This window comes from Pseudomonas sp. PAMC 26793 (assembly GCF_000313235.1).
GTDB lineage: Bacteria > Pseudomonadota > Gammaproteobacteria > Pseudomonadales > Pseudomonadaceae > Aquipseudomonas > Aquipseudomonas yamanorum.
Map to the genome: position 1 here is coordinate 42,553 of NZ_AMXG01000042.1, position 18,284 is coordinate 60,836.

18 protein-coding genes are annotated in these 18,284 nt (G+C 62.6%); 4 read left to right on the forward strand and 14 right to left on the reverse strand.

The features are described from left to right. Positions 1–29: 29 nt before the first annotated feature. The 3 genes from D109_RS0122995 to D109_RS0123005 all read right to left on the reverse strand — a co-directional run bounded on the left by D109_RS0122995 (position 30) and on the right by D109_RS0123005 (position 2,532). The gene (locus D109_RS0122995) at positions 30–689 is read right to left on the reverse strand and encodes a helix-turn-helix transcriptional regulator (protein ID WP_017478941.1); all 660 of its coding nucleotides are present in this window, start codon (positions 687–689) and stop codon (positions 30–32) included. Between the two features lie 51 nt (positions 690–740). Beyond that, positions 741–1,106 (reverse strand): cupin domain-containing protein, encoded by a 366-nt coding sequence (locus tag D109_RS0123000; protein ID WP_017478942.1) that lies wholly within the window; start codon positions 1,104–1,106, stop codon positions 741–743. Positions 1,107–1,233: 127 nt separating this feature from the next. Further along, positions 1,234–2,532, reverse strand: a complete 1,299-nt coding sequence (locus D109_RS0123005; RefSeq protein ID WP_017478943.1) for an FAD-binding oxidoreductase — start codon at positions 2,530–2,532, stop codon at positions 1,234–1,236. Positions 2,533–2,727: 195 nt separating this feature from the next. Between D109_RS0123005 and hpaR (D109_RS0123010) the strand changes: the two genes are divergently transcribed. Further along, positions 2,728–3,150 (forward strand): homoprotocatechuate degradation operon regulator HpaR, encoded by a 423-nt coding sequence (hpaR, locus tag D109_RS0123010; RefSeq protein ID WP_017478944.1) that lies wholly within the window; start codon positions 2,728–2,730, stop codon positions 3,148–3,150. A 131-nt stretch (positions 3,151–3,281) separates the two neighbouring features. Here hpaR (D109_RS0123010) and hpaI read toward each other — a convergent pair whose 3' ends face one another. The 8 genes from hpaI to D109_RS0123050 all read right to left on the reverse strand — a co-directional run bounded on the left by hpaI (position 3,282) and on the right by D109_RS0123050 (position 10,604). After that, the gene (gene hpaI / locus D109_RS0123015; RefSeq protein WP_017478945.1) at positions 3,282–4,082 is read right to left on the reverse strand and encodes a 4-hydroxy-2-oxoheptanedioate aldolase; all 801 of its coding nucleotides are present in this window, start codon (positions 4,080–4,082) and stop codon (positions 3,282–3,284) included. Positions 4,083–4,100: 18 nt separating this feature from the next. Further along, the gene (gene hpaH, locus D109_RS0123020; RefSeq protein WP_017478946.1) at positions 4,101–4,904 is read right to left on the reverse strand and encodes a 2-oxo-hept-4-ene-1,7-dioate hydratase; all 804 of its coding nucleotides are present in this window, start codon (positions 4,902–4,904) and stop codon (positions 4,101–4,103) included. A gap of 10 nt (positions 4,905–4,914) precedes the next feature. Next, positions 4,915–6,219, reverse strand: coding sequence for an MFS transporter (locus D109_RS0123025; protein WP_017478947.1), 1,305 nt, complete (start codon positions 6,217–6,219; stop codon positions 4,915–4,917). A 51-nt stretch (positions 6,220–6,270) separates the two neighbouring features. Continuing rightward, positions 6,271–6,663 (reverse strand): 5-carboxymethyl-2-hydroxymuconate Delta-isomerase, encoded by a 393-nt coding sequence (locus D109_RS0123030; protein ID WP_017478948.1) that lies wholly within the window; start codon positions 6,661–6,663, stop codon positions 6,271–6,273. 14 nt (positions 6,664–6,677) lie between these two features. Further along, a complete protein-coding gene (hpaD, locus tag D109_RS0123035) occupies positions 6,678–7,535 on the reverse strand; it encodes a 3,4-dihydroxyphenylacetate 2,3-dioxygenase (protein WP_017478949.1) in 858 nt (285 codons plus the stop codon). A 170-nt stretch (positions 7,536–7,705) separates the two neighbouring features. Then, positions 7,706–9,166, reverse strand: coding sequence for a 5-carboxymethyl-2-hydroxymuconate semialdehyde dehydrogenase (gene hpaE / locus D109_RS0123040; RefSeq protein ID WP_017478950.1), 1,461 nt, complete (start codon positions 9,164–9,166; stop codon positions 7,706–7,708). Between the two features lie 5 nt (positions 9,167–9,171). Further along, positions 9,172–9,942 (reverse strand): fumarylacetoacetate hydrolase family protein, encoded by a 771-nt coding sequence (locus tag D109_RS0123045; RefSeq protein ID WP_017478951.1) that lies wholly within the window; start codon positions 9,940–9,942, stop codon positions 9,172–9,174. After that, complete coding sequence (locus tag D109_RS0123050) at positions 9,939–10,604, reverse strand: fumarylacetoacetate hydrolase family protein (protein ID WP_017478952.1); 666 nt, start codon at positions 10,602–10,604, stop codon at positions 9,939–9,941. Before D109_RS0123050 ends, D109_RS0123045 begins: the two co-directional genes overlap by 4 nt. 143 nt (positions 10,605–10,747) lie before the next feature. Here D109_RS0123050 and hpaA point away from each other — a divergent pair, with 143 nt between their 5' ends. Beyond that, positions 10,748–11,650: a 4-hydroxyphenylacetate catabolism regulatory protein HpaA gene (hpaA, locus tag D109_RS0123055; RefSeq protein WP_017478953.1), complete on the forward strand. Its 903-nt coding sequence runs from the start codon at positions 10,748–10,750 to the stop codon at positions 11,648–11,650. An 11-nt stretch (positions 11,651–11,661) separates the two neighbouring features. Here the strand turns inward: hpaA and D109_RS0123060 are convergent, their stop codons facing one another. Then, positions 11,662–12,918, reverse strand: a complete 1,257-nt coding sequence (locus D109_RS0123060) for an OprD family porin (RefSeq protein WP_017478954.1) — start codon at positions 12,916–12,918, stop codon at positions 11,662–11,664. Between the two features lie 212 nt (positions 12,919–13,130). On the opposite strand from D109_RS0123060, the gene hpaR (D109_RS0123065) reads away from it, so the two are divergent. Further along, positions 13,131–13,553: a homoprotocatechuate degradation operon regulator HpaR gene (gene hpaR / locus D109_RS0123065; protein WP_010175430.1), complete on the forward strand. Its 423-nt coding sequence runs from the start codon at positions 13,131–13,133 to the stop codon at positions 13,551–13,553. An 87-nt stretch (positions 13,554–13,640) separates the two neighbouring features. Further along, positions 13,641–16,031, forward strand: coding sequence for a TonB-dependent receptor (locus D109_RS0123070; RefSeq protein WP_017478956.1), 2,391 nt, complete (start codon positions 13,641–13,643; stop codon positions 16,029–16,031). On the opposite strand, the gene D109_RS01000000132095 is transcribed toward D109_RS0123070, so the two are convergent. Next, complete coding sequence (locus D109_RS01000000132095) at positions 16,001–16,954, reverse strand: sulfonate ABC transporter substrate-binding protein (RefSeq protein ID WP_050555081.1); 954 nt, start codon at positions 16,952–16,954, stop codon at positions 16,001–16,003. The two genes, D109_RS0123070 and D109_RS01000000132095, sit on opposite strands and share 31 nt — an antisense overlap. Next, positions 16,951–18,282, reverse strand: a complete 1,332-nt coding sequence (locus D109_RS0123080; protein WP_017478958.1) for an LLM class flavin-dependent oxidoreductase — start codon at positions 18,280–18,282, stop codon at positions 16,951–16,953. Before D109_RS0123080 ends, D109_RS01000000132095 begins: the two co-directional genes overlap by 4 nt. Positions 18,283–18,284: the final 2 nt, after the last annotated feature.

The window sequence follows — 18,284 nt, forward strand, 5'->3', positions numbered from 1 at the left end:
CCGGGTATCAACCGGATGGTTGAGGCAGGCTACAGAAACAGGCTGCCCACCAGCTCGGTGCGGCTGCTGACGCCGGTCTTGCGAAACAGGTTGATCAGGTGGGTCTTGACGGTGGGCAGGCCGACGTCCAGCTCTCGGGCCAACTGTTTGTTGCTGGCGCCCTGGCGCAACAACAGGGCGATCTGGCGCTCCTTGGGCGTCAACCCGGCCAGCGCCTCTTCAGTGGGCTGCATATTGGCCACGGCCAGTTGCAGCAAGGTTTGCAGGGCATTCAACTGGGCCAGTTGCTCGCCGGTAAAGGCGCCTTGATCGGCGGTGCGCAACAACGAAATCGCTGCCTGGGGCTGTCCGTCACGCTGGGCGAGGATTTCCACCACATCCACCACGCCATAGCGCCGCAGAAAATCCCCATAGCGCCGGGTATCCCGCACCGGCTGGCGGGCCATGGCAAGGCCCAGCGGCACCACCGCCAAGCCACTGGACAGGCAGTTGCGCGGTTGCAACGGGTCGAACTGACGGTAGTTGTCCAGGTAGTCGCGGTGCATTTCGCCGCTCATGCCGTGCAACTGGAAATCCCGGGCTTGCAGGTGGCGGTCGACGCAATAGAACGCGGCCTGGCTGACCGGAATCAATCGGGTGAAAGCCTGCAGGCACTGGCCGGCGACTTCGTGGGCGGGGAGAGCGTGCATGGAGGGACACCTGCGCCAAAAGGCTGCCGACGGCGGCCGGCAGCCGGGCCATCACACCACGGCGAAGTAGTGTTTGACGAAACTTTCGCTGACTACTTCCCACAGTACCGGGGTGCCCTTGGTCACGAACCAGCTGTCGCCGGCCTGGTAGCGGGTGCTCTGGCCGGTGGATTCGTTGGTGAGTACCACCTCGCCGGTGACCACGGTGGCTTGTTCGGCAAACGGGTAGACCATGCGGAACTTGCCCTGGGTGGTGCCGAAATAGGCGCTGCTGACCGGGTCGGTGGGGGCGCCGAAGGTCATTTTGCCGAAGGCCCGGACTTCGCCTTCGAGGATGGTCGAACCGAGGTCGGCGACGGTGCCCCAGGCGTCGAGTTCGGATAGCTGGATGTCTTTCTTGAGGGTAACGAGGGTCATGGCAGTTGCTCCTGATGATGAAAAATAGGGGGGGAATGGGGGCGCTGGCGTCCTGGATGAACGCGGCGCCCTTGGGTTTTTCGCGAGCAAGCTCGCTCCTACAGGTGTCAGGTGTCAGGTGTGGGATTTAGCGGCGGCCGTTCCAGTAACCGGAGAGTTGGTGCCAGGACTTGCCGGCGGTGAGCAGCAGCGGGCGGATCGCGTCCTTGCCGATGATGGTCGGGCGGTGGATCGAGCTGACCAGGTCATACCGCGCCGAGCCTTCGCTCATGCCTTCGGCCAGCACCTTGCAGATGATGTGGCTCGGCGTCACGCCGAAGCCCGAATAGCCCTGCACATAGAACGCGTTGCTGCGCCCGGGCAGGGTGCCGATCTGCGGGAACAGGTTCGGGCTGCAGGCCATCGGGCCGCCCCAGGCCAGGTCGATCTTCACGTCCTTGAGGTACGGGAAGATCTTCAGCATCAGGTTGCGGTTCCAGGCTTTCAAATCGCCGGGAATGTGCTCCACCAACGGTGTGGCGGCGCCGAACAGCAGGCGGTTTTCGTGGGTGACGCGGTAGTAGTCGATCACCGGCCGAATGTCGCTGTAGGCCCCGCGAATCGGGCTGATACGCTTGATCAGTTCTTCGGACAACGGCTCGGTCATCATCTGGAACGCATAGGTATTGATGGTCGAGCGGTGCAGTTCCGGTTCCAGCTTGTTGAGGAAGCTGTCACAGGCCCACAGCAGCTTGCTGGCCTTGACCGAACCGCGGCCGGTGCGCACGGTGATGCGTTCGCCGTAGCTGACCTCCAATGCCGGGCTGTTCTCGAAAATCTGCACGCCGTGACCGGCCAGGGCCTTGGCTTCGCCCAGCAGCAGGTTCAATGAGTGCACATGCCCGCCGCCCATGTGCAGCAGGGCGCTGCTGTAGGCGTCGGAGCCGATGATCTGCTTCACGTCGGAGCCGCCAAGAAAGCGGATCTCGTGTTGGGTGTTGATGGACTTGAAGTCTTTTTCCCAGGCGCGCAGGGTCTTTTCCTGGCGGGCGTTGAAGCCCATGTAGCCGTAGCCGTGGCAGAAGTCGGCATCGATGTCGTACTTGGCGATGCGGTTCTTGATGATGTCGGCGCCCAGGTCGCTGATCTCGAAGATCTGGCGCAGGCCATCTTCACCCACGTCCTTCTTGATCTTTTCCAGGTCGTGGCCGATGCCGGCCATGATCTGCCCACCGTTGCGCCCGGTGCCGCCAAAACCCAGGTAACGCGCTTCCAGCACGACGATGTTGGTGATGCCTTTTTCGGCGAGTTCCAGGGCGGTGTTGATCCCGGAAAAGCCGCCACCGATGATCACCACGTCGGCTTCCACGTCCTGTTCCAGGGTGGGAAAGCTGAGGTTGTATTTCTTGGTCGCCGTGTAATAGGTCGGCGTTTCGATATTGATCATTGCGCTGCCTGACAGTGAAGAGCTAATGAGTGTATTAAGGCCGTTGGCACGCTGGATGTCTTGATCCTGTGTGCCGCGCTTTTTGATCCTGCGCGCCAGAGCCTTCGCCGGCTTCACAAGTTATAGCGTGCGGCGGGGAGGAGAGTGTTAGAGTTTCGTTAAAACATTAACTAAATCTATCGTGACCCTGAGCCTATGTTGAAACCCAGACAATCCCTGACCCTGACCCTGTTGCAGGCCCGTGAAGCGGCCATGAGTTTTTTCCGGCCCTCGCTGAATGAACATGGGCTGACCGAGCAGCAATGGCGGGTTATCCGAATTCTCAGCCAGCATGACGAGCTGGAGATTTACCAATTGGCCGAACTGGCGTGCATTCTCAAACCGAGCATGACCGGCGTGCTGGTGCGCATGGAGACGGCGGGCATGGTGCACCGGCGCAAGGCCGAGCAGGATCAGCGGCGGGTGCTGGTGACGCTGGCGGAGAAGGGCAAGGCCAGTTTCGAGTCGATGAGCCAGTGTATGGAAGAGAACTACCGGCGCTTGCAAGAGCAGTTTGGGGAGGAGAAGTTGCAGGTGTTGCTGGGGTTGCTGGATGAGTTGAAAACCATCAAACGCTGACACACCGCCGATCCAAATGTGGGAGCGGGCTTGCTCGCGAATGGGTGGGTCAGCCAACAAATCTGGAACTGATACACCGCATTCGCGAGCAAGCCCGCTCCCACATTTTGGATCTTTGTTGTTTCAGAGAGTCAGTACACGCCGCCGGTAATGTCCGGTGCTGCGGTGTCTTTGAACTTGGCAGCCAACCCCTGCAACCCGCGCATCAACACCGTCGTATCCACACCCACCGCCACAAACGCCGCCCCCAGTTCGATATACCGCCGCGCCAATTTCTCATCCGCACTCAAGATTCCCGCCGCCTTGCCGGCTTTTTGAATCCGTACGATGGCGTCCTCAATCGCTGCCTGCACCTCGGGGTGCCCGGGATTGCCCCGATGCCCCATGGCCGCACTCAAATCCGCCGGCCCGATAAACACCCCATCCACGCCATCAACCGCCGCAATCGCGTCCAGGTTGTCCAGGCCTTCACGGTTCTCGATCTGCACCAGCAGGCACATCTGCGCATCCGCTTCATCCAGATAACCCGGAATGCTGTTCCAGCGCGACGCCCGCGCCAGCGCACTGCCAACGCCCCGCACGCCAAAGGGCGGATAGCGTACGGCCCGTACTAACTGCCGGGCCTGTTCAGCCGTCTCCACCATCGGCACCAACAGCGTCTGCACGCCAATATCCAGCACCTGCTTGATCAACGCCGTATCACCAATCACCGGGCGAATCACCGGCTGGCTGTCGTAGCCTGCGACGGCCTGCAACTGGCCGAGCATGCCGCGCAGGTCATTGGGTGCGTGCTCGCCGTCGATCAGCAGCCAGTCGAACCCGGCATTCGCCGCCAGTTCGGCGCAATAAGCGTCGGCCAAACCGAGCCACAGGCCGATCTGGGTTTCGCCACGTTGCAGGCGCTGCTTGAAGCGGTTGATGGGCATGTCCATGAAACAGTCCTCCAGTATTCAGACAAAGCGGCAGGAGATGGAGCCCAGCATGTCGTAGTCGACATGGAAGGTGTCACCCGGATTCGCCGCCACCGGGCGGGTAAAGGAGCCGCCGAGGATGATCTGGCCCGGTTGCAAGGTGACGTCGTACGGTGCCAGTTTGTTCGCCAGCCACGCCACGCCTTTGGCCGGGTGGTTGAGCACGGCAGCCGACACCCCCGACTCCTCGATCACCCCGTTGCGGTACAGCACGGCAGGCACCTTGCGCAGGTCGATCTCGGTCGGGCGTACGGCGCGGCCGCCCATCACCACACCGGCGTTGGCGGCGTTGTCGGAAATGGTGTCGAACACCTTGCGTGTGGCGTTGGTGTGCGGATCGATCTGCTGGATACGGGCGTCGATGATTTCCAGGGCCGGGATCACCCATTCGGTGGCGTCCAGCACGTCGAAGATCGTGCAGTTCGGCCCCTTGAGCGGCTTGCCGAGGATGAACGCCAGCTCCACTTCCACCCTTGGCACGATGAAGCGCTCGAACGGAATGTCGGTACCTTCGTCGAAGAACATGTCATCGAGCAGGGCGCCGTAATCCGGCTCGGTGATGTTCGACGACACCTGCATCGCCCGGGAGGTGAGGCCGATCTTGTGCCCCACCAGCTTGCGCCCGTCCTTGATTTTCTGTGCCACCCAGGCGCGCTGAATGGCGTAGGCGTCTTCAATCGTGATGTTCGGGTGTTCCAGGGAAAACTGGCGCACCTGTTCACGGGAACGCTCAGCCTGGTCGAGGCGGGCGGCGGCTTGCTGGATGTGGGCTTGATCAAGCATGACGAACTCTCTACTGGGGATTGACGATGGCAGCGTGGGTGCGCAGCACCAGCAGGCCGCCGAGGGCGATAAGCAGCGCCAGCACATACAGGGCCAGGCTCGCGCTTTGGGTGGTGTCGCGCATCCAGCCGATCAGGTACGGCGCGAGGAAAGAAGCGATGCTGCCGAACGAACTGATCAGCGCGATGCCGGCCGCCTGGGTGCTGTTGGACAGGAACGCCGGCGGCAGTTGCCAGAACATCGGCAGCGCGGCACTGGCGCCCATGCCGGCCAGGATCAGGCCGCCCAGCACCAGGGTCGGGTTGGTAGGCGAAAGCCCGGCCACTGCGATGCCGATGGCCGACATCAACAACGGCACGCACAGGTGCCAGCGGCGCTCGCGGTTGCGGTCGGATGAGCGTCCGCAGCCGATCATGAAGAAGCACCCGGCGAGATACGGCACGGCACTCAGCAGGCCCACCTGGCTGTCGCGGCCGATGCCGGCGCCGTGGATCAGGGTGGGCATCCAGAACGCCAGGGTGTTCACCGCCAGCATCACCGCGAAGTACACCGCCACCAGCAGCCACACCTGCGGGTCACGCAGGATGCCGCCGAAGGAAGTGATGGATTTGCGCTGTTCTTCACTGCTCAGTTGCTCGCGCAGTTGTTGCTTCTGTGCCGGTTCCAGCCACTTCACGGTTTCGAAGCTGTCCGGCAGGTATTTGAGGACCACCAGACCGAGCAGCACCACTGGGGCGCCTTCGATCAGGAACATCCACTGCCAGCCGCGCAGCCCGCCGAAATCATGGAAATGTTCCAGGATCGCACCGGACAACGGCCCGCCCACCACACCGGCCATGGGCACCGCAATCGCAAACAGCGCGGTGACTTGCGCCCGGCGCCGGGCCGGGTACCAGCGGTTGAGAAACACCAGGATCCCCGGGAAGAAGCCGGCTTCGGCCACCCCGAGCAGAAAGCGCAGCACGTAGAAGCCTGTGGAGCTTTCGATCCACAGCATGCTGGTGGACAGCACGCCCCACACCACCATCAGGCAGGCGATCCAGCGCCGTGGCCCGACCCGGTCCAGGGCCATGTTGCTCGGTACCCCGAACAGCGCGTAGGCGATGAAAAACAGCCCGGCACCGAGGCCGTACACCGTGTCGCTGAAGTGCAGGTCGGTGCTCATCTGCATCTTGGCGAAGCCGATATTGATGCGGTCCAGGTGGGCAAACAGGTAGCAGATCAGCAGCAACGGCATCAGTCGCCAGGTGACGATGCTGTGGGTGCGCTGATGTTCGATCAGGGTGGTGCTGTCGGCGGTAGTGGCTGTGCTCATGATGTTGTTCTTTTTTGTTTGAGTGGCCATGGGCGGAAAGGTGGGCTGTGGTCAGCCCGCCTGGTTCTTCAGGAATGCGTGCACGTTGTTCTGCTTGAAATTCAGCTCGGGGTGCAGCTCGATCATCTCGAACGACAACGCCAGCAGCCGTTGGGATTGCAGCTCGGCGAAGTGTTCGGTGATGACCTTGAACAGGGCTTCGGCGATCGTCTTGCGGGTTTCCAGGTCGCGCCCGTGGCCGACCTTGAGGGTCATGTGGACGAAGGCGTAGTCATGCTTGCCGTCGGCCATGCGCCAGGTGTCCAGGCGCACCCCGCGACTGCGAATGCCCCCCAGGGGAAACACGCCGCTGTCCCCCAGCACGGCGTGAACCTGCTCGAACAAAGCGGGCAGGTTGGCTTGCTGTTCGAGGTTGTCGGTGTATTCGGCGATGAAGTGCGGCATGTGCGGCTCCCGGGTCAGAGGGGGAAAATGGCATTGATCTGGCCGGTGCCCGAGCTGCCGAACGGCTGGGTGATGATCTCGGCCGGCTGGTTGTAGTCCGGCCCGCCCAGCAGTCCCAGGAGCATCGCGGTGTCGTGCATCTTGCCTTCGCCGAAGCAGTGCTCGGCGTAGTCCGGCAGCATTGCGCAGAACTCCTTGAAGCGGCCCTGCTTCCACATTTCCACCACGTGCAGGTCCATCTGTTTGTCGAATTCACGGGTCCAGTTGTGGATATTGGCTTCGGCTTCGCGGTCGTCGGAGAAACGGTGGGAGAGGGAACCCGAGGCCAGCACCAGCACCTTGCGATCGCTCTTCTCGATGGCCCGGCGCACGGCGGCGCCAAACGCGAAGCTGTCTTCCAGGCGGTGCCAGGCGCACCACGCGGCGATGGAGATCACGTCGAACTTCTGCTCGTCCGGCACGCCCATGTGCATGTAGCGCATCGGCACCAGGGTGCCGTATTCCAGCTCCAGGCTCGGGATGTTGTGGGCCATGGTGCGCACGCCGGCCAGGTTGGCCTCGGCGGCGATCAACTCGCCCAGCTCCGGGCAGCCCGGGTACTCGTACTCCATGTTCTTGATGAAGTGCGGCAGCTCGTTGCTGGTGTAGGTGCCCTTGAAATGCTCGCCACAGTTGACGTGATAGCCGCTGTTGACCAGCCAGTGCACGTCGAACACCACGGCGGTGTCGGCCCCCAGCTCACGGGCGCGCCGCCCGATTTCCTTGTGCCCGGCGATGGCTGCTTCGCGGCAACCGTGGTGCTTGCCGGGCAGTTCCGACAGGTACATCGAGGGAACGTGGCAGATCTTCGCTGCCAGAACCACTTCGCCCATGATCATTCTCCTGAATAATTGTTTTTGTCTGGGAAGCGTGTTGTCAAAGCTCAAATGTGGGAGCTGTCGAGCCCCGGCGAGGCTGCGATGGGATCACCGCGCTGCATCTGGCAGACCGCAGCGCCTGCATCGCAGCCTCGCCAGAGCCTGACAGCTCCCACGGGGATCACTTACACACCCCAGCGCGGGATGTGGTGGCTGCCCATGGAAATGCACACGTTCTTGATCTCGGCGAACACTTCGAAGCTGTATTGGCCGCCTTCACGGCCGGTGCCGGAACCTTTTACCCCACCAAACGGCTGGCGCAAGTCCCGCACGTTCTGGCTGTTGATGAACACCATGCCGGCTTCGATGCCGTAGGCCAGACGATGCGCCTTGCCGATGTCCTGGGTCCAGATATAGGACGCCAGGCCGTACTCGGTATCGTTGGCCAGTTGCAGCGCTTCGGCTTCGTCCTTGAACGGGATCAGGCACACCACCGGGCCAAAGATCTCTTCCTGGGCGATGCGCATCTGGTTGTTCACATCGGCAAACACCGTCGGTTGGATAAACTGCCCGCGGCTCAAGTGCGCCGGCAGGTTGGCCGGGCGTTCCAGGCCGCCGGCCAGCAGGGTGGCGCCTTCCTCGAGGCCAATCCTGATGTAGCCGGTGACCTTGTCATAGTGGGCCTGGGTGATCATCGAGCCGACCTGGGTCTTCGGGTCCTGTGGGTCGCCGACGATCAGGCGCTTGGCGCGGGCGGCAAATTCGGCGACAAACTGCGGGTAGACGCTCTCCTGAATGAAGATCCGGCTGCCGGCGGTGCAGCGTTCGCCGTTGAGCGAGAAAATGGTGAACAGTGCCGCGTCGAGGGCGCGGTCCAGGTCGGCATCTTCAAAAATCAGCACCGGCGACTTGCCGCCCAGTTCCATGGAGTACTTTTTCAGGCCAGCGGTCTGCATGATTTTCTTGCCGGTGGCGGTGCCGCCGGTGAAGGAAATCGCTCGCACGTCCGGGTGGCGCACCAGCGCATCACCGGCGGTGGCGCCGTAGCCCTGGATCACGTTCAGCACGCCGTTGGGGATCCCGGCCTCGACCGCCAGGCGCCCCAGTTCATTGGCCGTCAGCGGCGACAGCTCGGACATTTTCAGCACCGCAGTATTGCCCAGCGCCAGGCACGGCGCAGTCTTCCAGGTGGCGGTCATGAACGGCACGTTCCATGGCGACACCAACGCACACACACCCACCGGCTGGTAAAGCGTGTAGTTGAGCATCTGGTCGTCCACCGGGTAACTGTGGCCGTCCATGCGGGTGCAGACTTCGGCGAAGAAATCGAAGTTGTGGGAGGCCCGTGGAATCAGCACGTTCCTGGTCTGGTGGATCGGCAGGCCGGTGTCGAGGGTTTCCAGTTCGGCCAGGTGCGGCACGTTCTGTTCGATCAGCTCACCGAGCTTGCGCATCAAGCGGGCACGTTCCTTGGCTGGCGTTCCCGCCCACTTCGGAAAGGCTTCCTTGGCTGCTGCTACCGCCTGCGCCACTTCCTCGGCGCCGCCGCTGGCCACTTCACCGATGGCTTCGCCGGTGGCCGGGTTGTAGTTGATGAAGGTGTCTTTGCTTTCGACCTCACGGCCGTTGATCCAGTGTTTGATCATGTTGCTCAAGCCTCTTTACGGGCGGCGAAAAAGTCCGCCTCGCTGACAATTCGATTCACCAGGCGGCCGACGCCTTCCACTTCCACGATCACTTCATCCCCCGGCCCCACATCCGCCAGGCCTTCCGGCGTGCCGGTGGCGATCATGTCGCCGGGCTGCAGGGTCATGAAGCTGGACAGGTATTCGATCAAATACGGGATGTCGAAAATCATGTCTTTCGTGCTGCCTTCCTGGCGCAGTTCACCGTTGATCCAGGTGCGCAGCTTCAGATTGCTTGGGTCTGGCACGTCGGCGACGTCGACTATCCATGGGCCCACCGGCGTGGTGGCGTCGCGGTTTTTCACCCGCAGGTTGGGGCGGTAGTAGTTTTCCAGGTAGTCGCGGATCGCGTAGTCGTTGCACACCGTGTAGCCGGCCAGATACTCCAGGGCATTCTCGCGCTTGACGTTGCGCGCCGGTTTGCCGATGACCGCCACCAGCTCGCACTCGTAGTGCATGTAGGCGACGTTGTCCGGGCGCCAGGTCACCTGGTGGTGGCCGGTGTAGGTGCCGGGGGACTTGATGAACGCCAGCGGTTCGGTCGGCGGCTTGAAGGCCAGTTCGGCGGCGTGGTCGGCGTAGTTCAGGCCCAGGGCAAACATGCTCCCGTTGGCCGGTGGCAGCCATTCGACCTGGTCTTCAGCCAGCAGGCGACCGTCGGCCAGGCGTACGGCGTTCTCAGCGTCGACCTGTACCGAATGAACTTCACCTTCAAAGCGAATACGCGCGTGTTTCATGACAGCTCCTCTGCCTTGATGTGGTTGACCAGGCGGCCCAGGCCGCTGATCTCGACTTCAACCGTGTCGCCGGGTTGCACATCCACACGGCCTTCGGGGGTCCCGGTGATCAGCACATCGCCTGCGTGCAGGGTCATGAACTCGCTGATCTCGGCGATCAACTGCGGCAGGCTGCGCACGAAATTGGCGGTGGAGTTTTGCTGGCGCAGCTCACCGTTGACGAACAGCTTCACGCTCAGTTGGTGCGGGTTGGCAACCTGGTCGCGGGCCACCAGTTCCGGGCCCAAGGCGCAGAAACCGTCCCGGCACTTGGCTTTCACCGCAGGGCGGTAGTAGCTGTCTTCCGGCAGGCTGAACTCATTGATGATGGTGTAGCCGGCCACATGCTCCAGGGCATTTTCGACGCTGACACGGCTGGCGGTCTTGCCAATCACCACACCGAGTGCCGGGCCCGGTTGCAGGCGTTCACCCTGAGGGTGCAGCACCACGCCGTCGTGGCCGTTGCGGGTGTTGGGCGTCTTGATGAACAGCACCGGCTTCACCGGCGGTTTCTGGTAGGGCGCTTGTTCGAATTCGGCGAGACGTTGGTTCAGCAACCCCTGGTAGTTCAGCGCAACGCCGAACAGGGTGCCGTTCGCAACATCATGCAGGGCACGGCTCATGCTTTTCTCCTGGCAGTGGCGGGGCAGATTCGGGCCTGCTCCGTGGGATATTAGTTAACCTATTAACGTTATAATTAAGATGTTAACTATCGTCAAGCGTGGCAATATTTCAGGGCACTCAAAACAACAAAGAGAATGCAGTGATGAGCGATCGTCAGCCGATCCCCAACATCAATATCGGGCAGGTCTACGACCAGCGTTACAGCGATGCCGAGGTGCACTACGACCGGCTCGGCAACCTGGCGGGATTTTTTGGGCGGAACATGCCGGTGCATCGTCACGACCGGTTTTTCCAGGTGCATTACGTCAAGACCGGCGCGGTGCGGGTCTACCTGGACGACCAGCAGTACCTCGAATCCGGGCCGATGTTTTTCCTCACGCCGCCGACGGTGGCGCATTCCTTCGTCACCGAAGCCGACGCCGATGGCCATGTGCTGACCGTGCGCCAGCAACTAGTGTGGGCCTTGATCGACGCCGACCCGAGCCTGGCCCCCGGCGCACAATTGCCGGCGGCCTGTGTGGCGTTGGCGCGGCTGGCACCGGAGTTTCAGCCCGAAGTGCGCCGCCTGGAATTCCTGTTCGATGAGCTGTGCAGCGAGATCAACGCCCAGGCCAGCGGGCGCAGTTCGGCCCTGGACAGCCTGACGCGGCTGATCATGATCAGCCTGCTGCGGCTCTGCGCCAATTCCCTGGAGGCTCGGCCGGCACGTCACGAAGACCTGCGAATCTTCCACCGCTTCAACGAGCTGATCGAAGACCACTACCTGCAACACTGGCCGCTGTCGCGTTATGCCGACGGTATCGGCGTCACTGAAGCGCGGCTCAACGAGGTGTGTCGGCGGATCGCCGATCTGCCCTCGAAACGCCTGATCCTCGAACGGCTGATGCAGGAAGCCCGGCGCCTGTTGCTGTTCACCGGCAACTCGGCGAATGAAATCTGCTACCAGCTGGGGTTCAAGGACCCGGCGTATTTCAGCCGGTTTTTCCAGCGCTACGCGCAAATGACGCCGGGGGAATACCGCCAGCGTCAATCGGGGTTGCGTTGAGGCGCCCGGCGTTACCACAGGGCCACGGTGTAGCCGATGATCACCCGGCTTTCGTCGATGTCGCTGGTCAGGCCGTTGCTTGAGCGCAGGGTGGCGTTGCGCAGGCGCACGTTGACGTTCTTCAGCGGGCCGCTCTGCACGGTGTAGACCAGGTCGGTGTCGCGCTCCCATTCCCGGCCGTTACGCACCGTGGCGGTTTGCGCGTGGCTGCCGTCGACGTAGCGGGTCATGAAGGTCAGGCCGGGCAGGCCGAGGGCGGCGAAGTTGTAGTCGTAGCGCGCCTGCCACGCGTCTGTGTTGGCCTTGGTGAAGATATTGATGGTCACCAGGTTGACCGAGTACGGGTCTTGCCCCGGGAAGGCAAAGTCGCCGTCACCGGAAAGGCTCTGAAAGCCCAGGCCGAATTTGTGCGCGCCCACCGACAGGCTGAACATGCCGTTGAAAAAGCGGTTGTCGATCCGGCCGCCGTCCACGCGGGTAGGGCTGCGCAGCAGTGCGCTGCCTTGCTCGCGGGTGTCGAAGTAGCGCAGGTCGGTGCGCAGGTTCACGCCCTGGGCCAGCGGCAGGTCATGCACCAGGCCGATGAAATTCTGGCGGTAGATGTCCTGCATCTGCGCGTAGTAATAGGTCGCTGCCAGGTGCGGATTGATGGCGTAGGTACCGCCGGCCAGGTCCAGGTGGCTGCTGGTGACGCCGCCGTAGCTCATGGATTCGTTGTTGGAGGAGTCCCGCAGGTTCTGTTTTTCCAGGCGGCCGAGGTTCAACGTCAGGCCGTCGATGTCCTGGGAGGTCACCAGTTCACCGTTGTAGGTCGATGGCAGCAGGCGGGTGTCGTTGTAGGCGGCCACCGGCAACAGCGGTTGCAGGGTGCCGAGCTTGAGCACGGTTTTCGACAGGCGCAGCTTGGCGGTCAGGCCGAGTTCGCTGTAGCTGTCAGCCGGCTCGCCGCTGGCGCCAAATGGCAATAACCCGGTGCCACGGCGGTCGCGGCTGGAGTCGAGCTTCAAGCCCATTTCGCCCAGGGCATCCACGCCAAAACCGACCACGCCTTCGGTGTAGCCCGACTCCAGGCGCAGCACAAAACCTTGCGCCCATTCGTCCGCTTTGTTCTGCGGCGCGTTGGTCTGGCGAAAGTCGCGGTTCATGTAGAAATTGCGCAGCTCCAGGCTGGCTTTGCTGTCCTGGATGAAATCGGCGTGGGCGACCAGAGGGGTAAACGCGGCGCACAGGCCAGCGCTTGCCGCCGTGCGAAAGAGGCACGAATGCATGAGGGGCGTTCCTTTTGTTGTTTTTGTTGGTATGCGCCCTCTGCTAGGTCAGGGGCGGCATATTGTTAACATGTTATCTATAGGCTGAATAGCGTGATTAACAGGTTTTTGAAAAATCATTTATAGGTTAATGATTTGTTCCATGCCCCGGGTTGCATGCACCGGACACCGACTCTAAGCTTCGACGCTTCGACCTTTAATGCGCGTGAACCATGCCCACCCCTAGACCGTCCCTTACGCTCACCTTGCTCCAGGCCCGCGAAGCGACCATGGCGTTCTTCCGGCCACTGCTCAATGAACATGACCTGACCGAACAGCAATGGCGGGTGATCCGCATCCTGCGTCAGCAGGGCGAACTCGAAAGTCACCAACTGGCGCACCTCGCGTGCATCCTCAAGCCGAGCATGACCGGCGTACTGGGCCGGCTGGAGCGTGACGGCATCGTGCGCCGGCGCAAATCCGCCGAAGACCAGCGCCGGGTGTTCGTCGCCCTGACCGAACAGGGCCAGCAGTGTTTCGTCGACATGAGCGCCGGGATGGAAAGCAACTACCAGAAGATTCAGGAGCAGTTCGGCGAGGAATCCCTGGAGCAATTGATGGAGTTGCTCCAAAAGCTCAAAGGCATCAAACCGTAATATTCAAAAAAATTGGCTGAAGCCTGTCCCTTTTTTTCACGTGACTGGTCATTCCAGGTAAGTGAACAAAATCGAGAGCTTCTGCCAATGCCCGCAATCCGTCCGCTGCTGAATTTCAGCCTCATGCTGAGCCTGAGTGCCAGCCCGTTGTTCGTCCCCATCAGTTATGCCGAAGACGGCGCGTCTCGGCGCAGCTACCAGGTGCCGGCCGGCAGCCTGAGCGCCGCGCTGACCCGTTTCGCCGGCCTGGCCGGGGTCAACCTCTCGGTAGACCCGGCGCTGGTCAGCGGCCGCAACAGCAGCGGGTTGTCCGGCGAATACGGCGTCGAAGAAGGGTTTGCCCGCTTGCTGCAAGGCTCAGGCCTGCAACTGCAACCCATGGGCGAGCAGGCCTACATGCTGACCCCAATTCCGGAAGGCGGCAGCCTGCAACTGGCGCCCACCTCGATTCTTGGCACCGTCGGCGATGCCGGCAGCGAGTCCTTTGCCGGTGGCCAGGTGGCGCGCCGTGGCTCCCAGGGCCTGCTGGGCTCGCGGGACTTCATGGACACCCCGTTCAGCATGACCACCTACACCAGCGCGGCGGTCAAGAACCAGCAGGCGCGCACCCTCGGCGACCTGATCGCCAGCGACCCCTCGGTGCGCGCCACCAACCCGGCGGGCGGGCGCTATGAGCAATTCACCATTCGCGGCTTCAGCCTGTTCAATAGCGATGTCGCCTACAACGGCCTCTACGGCGTGCTGCCGACCTACACCATCGACATGGAAATGGCTGAGCGCGTCGACATCATCAAAGGCCCCAGCCAGTTGATCAACGGCATCTCGCCGCGGGGCAGCGTCGGTGGCGGGATCAACGTGGTGCCCAAGCGCGCTACCGACACACCCATCACCTCGTTTACCGGCAGTTGGGCCTCCGACAGCCAGGCGGGCGGGGCCGTGGACATAGGCCGGCGTTTTGGTGAAGACAATCAATTCGGCCTGCGTTTCAACGGCGTGAAGCAGTCCGGCGACACCGCCTGGGACGACCAGAGTGTCGACCGCGAAATGGCCGTGCTGGGTCTGGATTTTCGCGGTGAACGCCTGCGCCTCTCCACCGACATCGGCCGCACCGAGCGCGACACCAACGCCCCGCAAGAGCGTGTGCAAGTTGGACCCAACGCCAAGGTGCCGAGTGCCAACGACGTGCGTCACAACTACGCGCAGCCCTGGAGCAAGGCGAGCACCAATGACACCTTTGGCACGGTCAACGGCGAGTTCGACCTCAGCGACAACGTGATGCTCTATGGCGGCGTCGGCGCGCGCAAAAGCAACCACGACTTCCTGCGCCACGCGGTGTCGGTGACCAACAACGCCGGTGACTTCAGCGTGCAGCCCCGCGACTTCACCCGCGACGAAAACGTGCGCACCGCCACGGCGGGCGTGCGCAACTGGTTCCACACCGGCCCGGTGAGCCATGAGGTCAACCTGGCGGCCAGCTACTTCTACATGGACTTCGAAAACGGCGGCGCGCGCTATGCCGCAGCCCCGAGCAATCTCTACAACCCGGTGGAAACACCTACGCCAAGCCGGCCAACGCGATTTGACTCGAAGGTCTACACCGAAAACCGATTCAGCGGCGTGGCGTTGTCCGACACCCTGGGCTTCTTCGATGACCGGCTGCTGCTGACCCTCGGCGCGCGCTGGCAGCGGGTCAAGGTGGACGATTGGACCGACAACGTCAAAGGCGACACCGCCTACGACGAAGAAAAGATTTCACCGTCGGGCGGCATCCTGTTCAAGGCCACCGACCAGCTCTCGCTGTACGCCAACTACATGGAAGGCCTGAGCCAGGGCAAGGTCGCGCCGTCGACCTCGATCAACGAGGATGAAATCTTCCCGCCCTTCATCAGCCGCCAGGTTGAAGTCGGTGCCAAGTACGACGCGGGGGCGTTCGCGGTCACCGCTGCGGTGTTCCGGATCAAGCAGCCAGCCTACGAGACCAACGCCACCACGCGGGTCTTCGGCCCCAACGGCAAGCGCCAGAACGACGGCGTCGAACTCAGCGTGTTCGGCGAACCGCTCAAGGGCTTCCGCCTGCTGGGCGGGGTGATGTACATCGACAGCGAATTGACCCACACCACCAACGGAACCTACGACGGCAACCGCGCGCCGGCCACGCCCAAGTACAACGTCAACCTCGGCGCCGAGTGGGATGTGCCCACCGTTGAAGGCCTGACCCTGACCAGCCGCGGGATCTATTCCAGCTCGCAGTACCTGGACCAGTCCAACGTCAAGGAAATCGACGCCTGGACCCGTCTTGATGTGGGCGCACGCTACGCCTTCAAGGTCGATGACAAGCACATCACCCTGCGGGCCAACGTCGAGAACGTGGCCGACCGGCGCTACTGGAGTTCGGCCGGCGCGTCGGATGACAGCGAGCCGGGGTTGACCCTGTCGACGCCGCGCACTTACTTGCTGTCGGCCACCGTCGACTTCTGAGGAGCCTGCCATATAGCCTTCTGTACATCGATGGGCTTGGGCAGCAGGCGGTTCTGGTAAAACAGGTCCGCCGTCTCTTGCTGCGCCCCAATGATGTGCGCATCAATCGGCAGGATCGGCGATGGCGGCCGGTTATCGACATAACGTGCAATCACCCCGGCCGGCAAACCCATGAAACGGGTCAGCACCTGCAGGCTGTCTTCGCGCTGGCTGCGGGTCAGGGCTTCGGCGGCGCTGAGTTCGTCGAGCAGGGCGTGGATGAACGCACCGTTGGCCTGGGCGTAATCACGGCGCGCGGTATAGATCGGCCCAGACAGGTTCAAGCCTTCGCCGTTGGCCAGGATTCGGCTGGGGCTTTGGCTCAGGGCCAGCGACGAGTAGGGCTCCCAGATCGCCCAGGCATCGACACTGCCTTGCTCGAAGGCGGCGCGGGCATCGGCCGGTGGCAGGTAAACCGGCTGGATATCCTTGTAGCTCAGGCCGGCTTTGTTCAAGGCCCGCAGGATCAGGTTGTGGGAACTGGAGCCTTTCTGGAAGGCGACTTTCTTGCCCTTGAGGTCGGCGATGCCGTGCAGTGGGCTGTCGGCCTGCACCAGTATGGTTTCCGCCGTCGGCTTGGGCGGTTCAGCGCCGATGTAGACGAGGTCGGCGCCCGCCGCCTGGGCAAACAATGGCGGGATATCACCGGTGGATGCCACGTCCAGCGCGCCCACGTTCAAGGCTTCGAGCATCTGCGGGCCAGCGGGGAATTCGATCCATTGCACTTTGGTCTGGTCGAAGCGTTTTTCCAGCAGGCCATGTTCCTTGGCGAGTACCAGGGCGATCGAGCCTTTCTGGTAGCCGATCCTCAGGGTGGCCGGCTCGGCAGCCATCGCGGTTTGAGTCAGGGCCAACAGCGCAAACAACAATGCAGAAATTCTCATGCCGATTGCTCCGCAAAGCGATTGGCCGGCCGCGCCAATCCCAGGTTTTCACGCAGTGTGGTGCCGGCGTATTCGGTGCGGAACAGCCCGCGCCGTTGCAGTTCCGGCACCACCCCTTGGGCGAAATCTTCCAGCCCGCCCGGCAGGTGCGGCACCAGCACATTGAAGCCATCGGCGGCGCCATTCTCGAACCAGTGCTGCAGTTCATCGGCGATCTGCGCGGGTGTGCCGATCAGGCTGTAGTGCCCGCGGCCACCGGCGATGCGCCGGCCCAGTTGCGCCAGGCTCAGCTGTTCGCGGCCCGCCAGTTCGGTCAGCAGTTGCTGGCGACTGCGCTGGCCGCTGTCGGTCAATGGCAGGTCTGGCAGCGGGCCGTCCAGCGGGTAACCGGACAAGTCGAAGTTACCCAGCATGCGCCCCAGCAACGCGACACCAACCTGCGGTTCGACCAACTGCTGGAAGGCCTCGAATTTGTCCCGAGCTTCAGTTTCTGTCTGCCCGACCACCACAAACACCCCCGGCATGATCTTCAGCGCATCCGGTTCCCGCCCGTATCGAGCCAGGCGACCCTTGAGGTCGGCATAGAACGCCTGGGCGTTGGCCAATGATGTCTGGGCGGTGAACACCACTTCGGCGGTTTGTGCCGCCAATTCGCGGCCCGCCTCGGAAGGTCCGGCCTGGACAATCACCGGTTGGCCTTGAGGTGAGCGCGCCAGGTTCAGCGGGCCTTTCACACGAAAGTGTTCGCCGACATGGCCGAGTACATGCAGTTTTGCCGGGTCGTAGTAGCTGCCGCTGGCCTTGTCGCGCACAAAGGCGTCGTCTTCCCAGCTGTCCCACAACCCCGTCACCACCTGATGAAACTCACGGGCACGGCTGTAGCGTTCTCCGTGGCCGAGGTGTTCGTCGCGGCCAAAATTCTGTGCCTCGGCGGCGTTGTCCGAGGTCACCAGGTTCCAGCCGGCGCGCCCGCCGGACAGGTGATCCAGTGAGGCGAATTTGCGCGCCACATGGTACGGCTCGTTGTAGCTGGTGGTGGCCGTGGCGATCAGGCCGATGTGTTCGGTCACTGCGCTCAATGCGGAGAGCAACGTCAGTGGCTCGAAATGGTCCGAGCGCGCCATGCGGCTGGCAATCTCCCCGGTGGCGGCGGCAATGCTGTCGGCCACGAACAGGGCGTCGAATTTTGCCGCTTCGGCAATCTGCGCCAGGCGTTTGTAGTGGGCAAAATCCAGCCCGGCATTGACCGGCACATCGGGATGGCGCCAGGCGGCGACGTGGTGCCCGGTGGCCATCAGGAACGCGCCGAGTTTCAGTTGACGGGTCATGC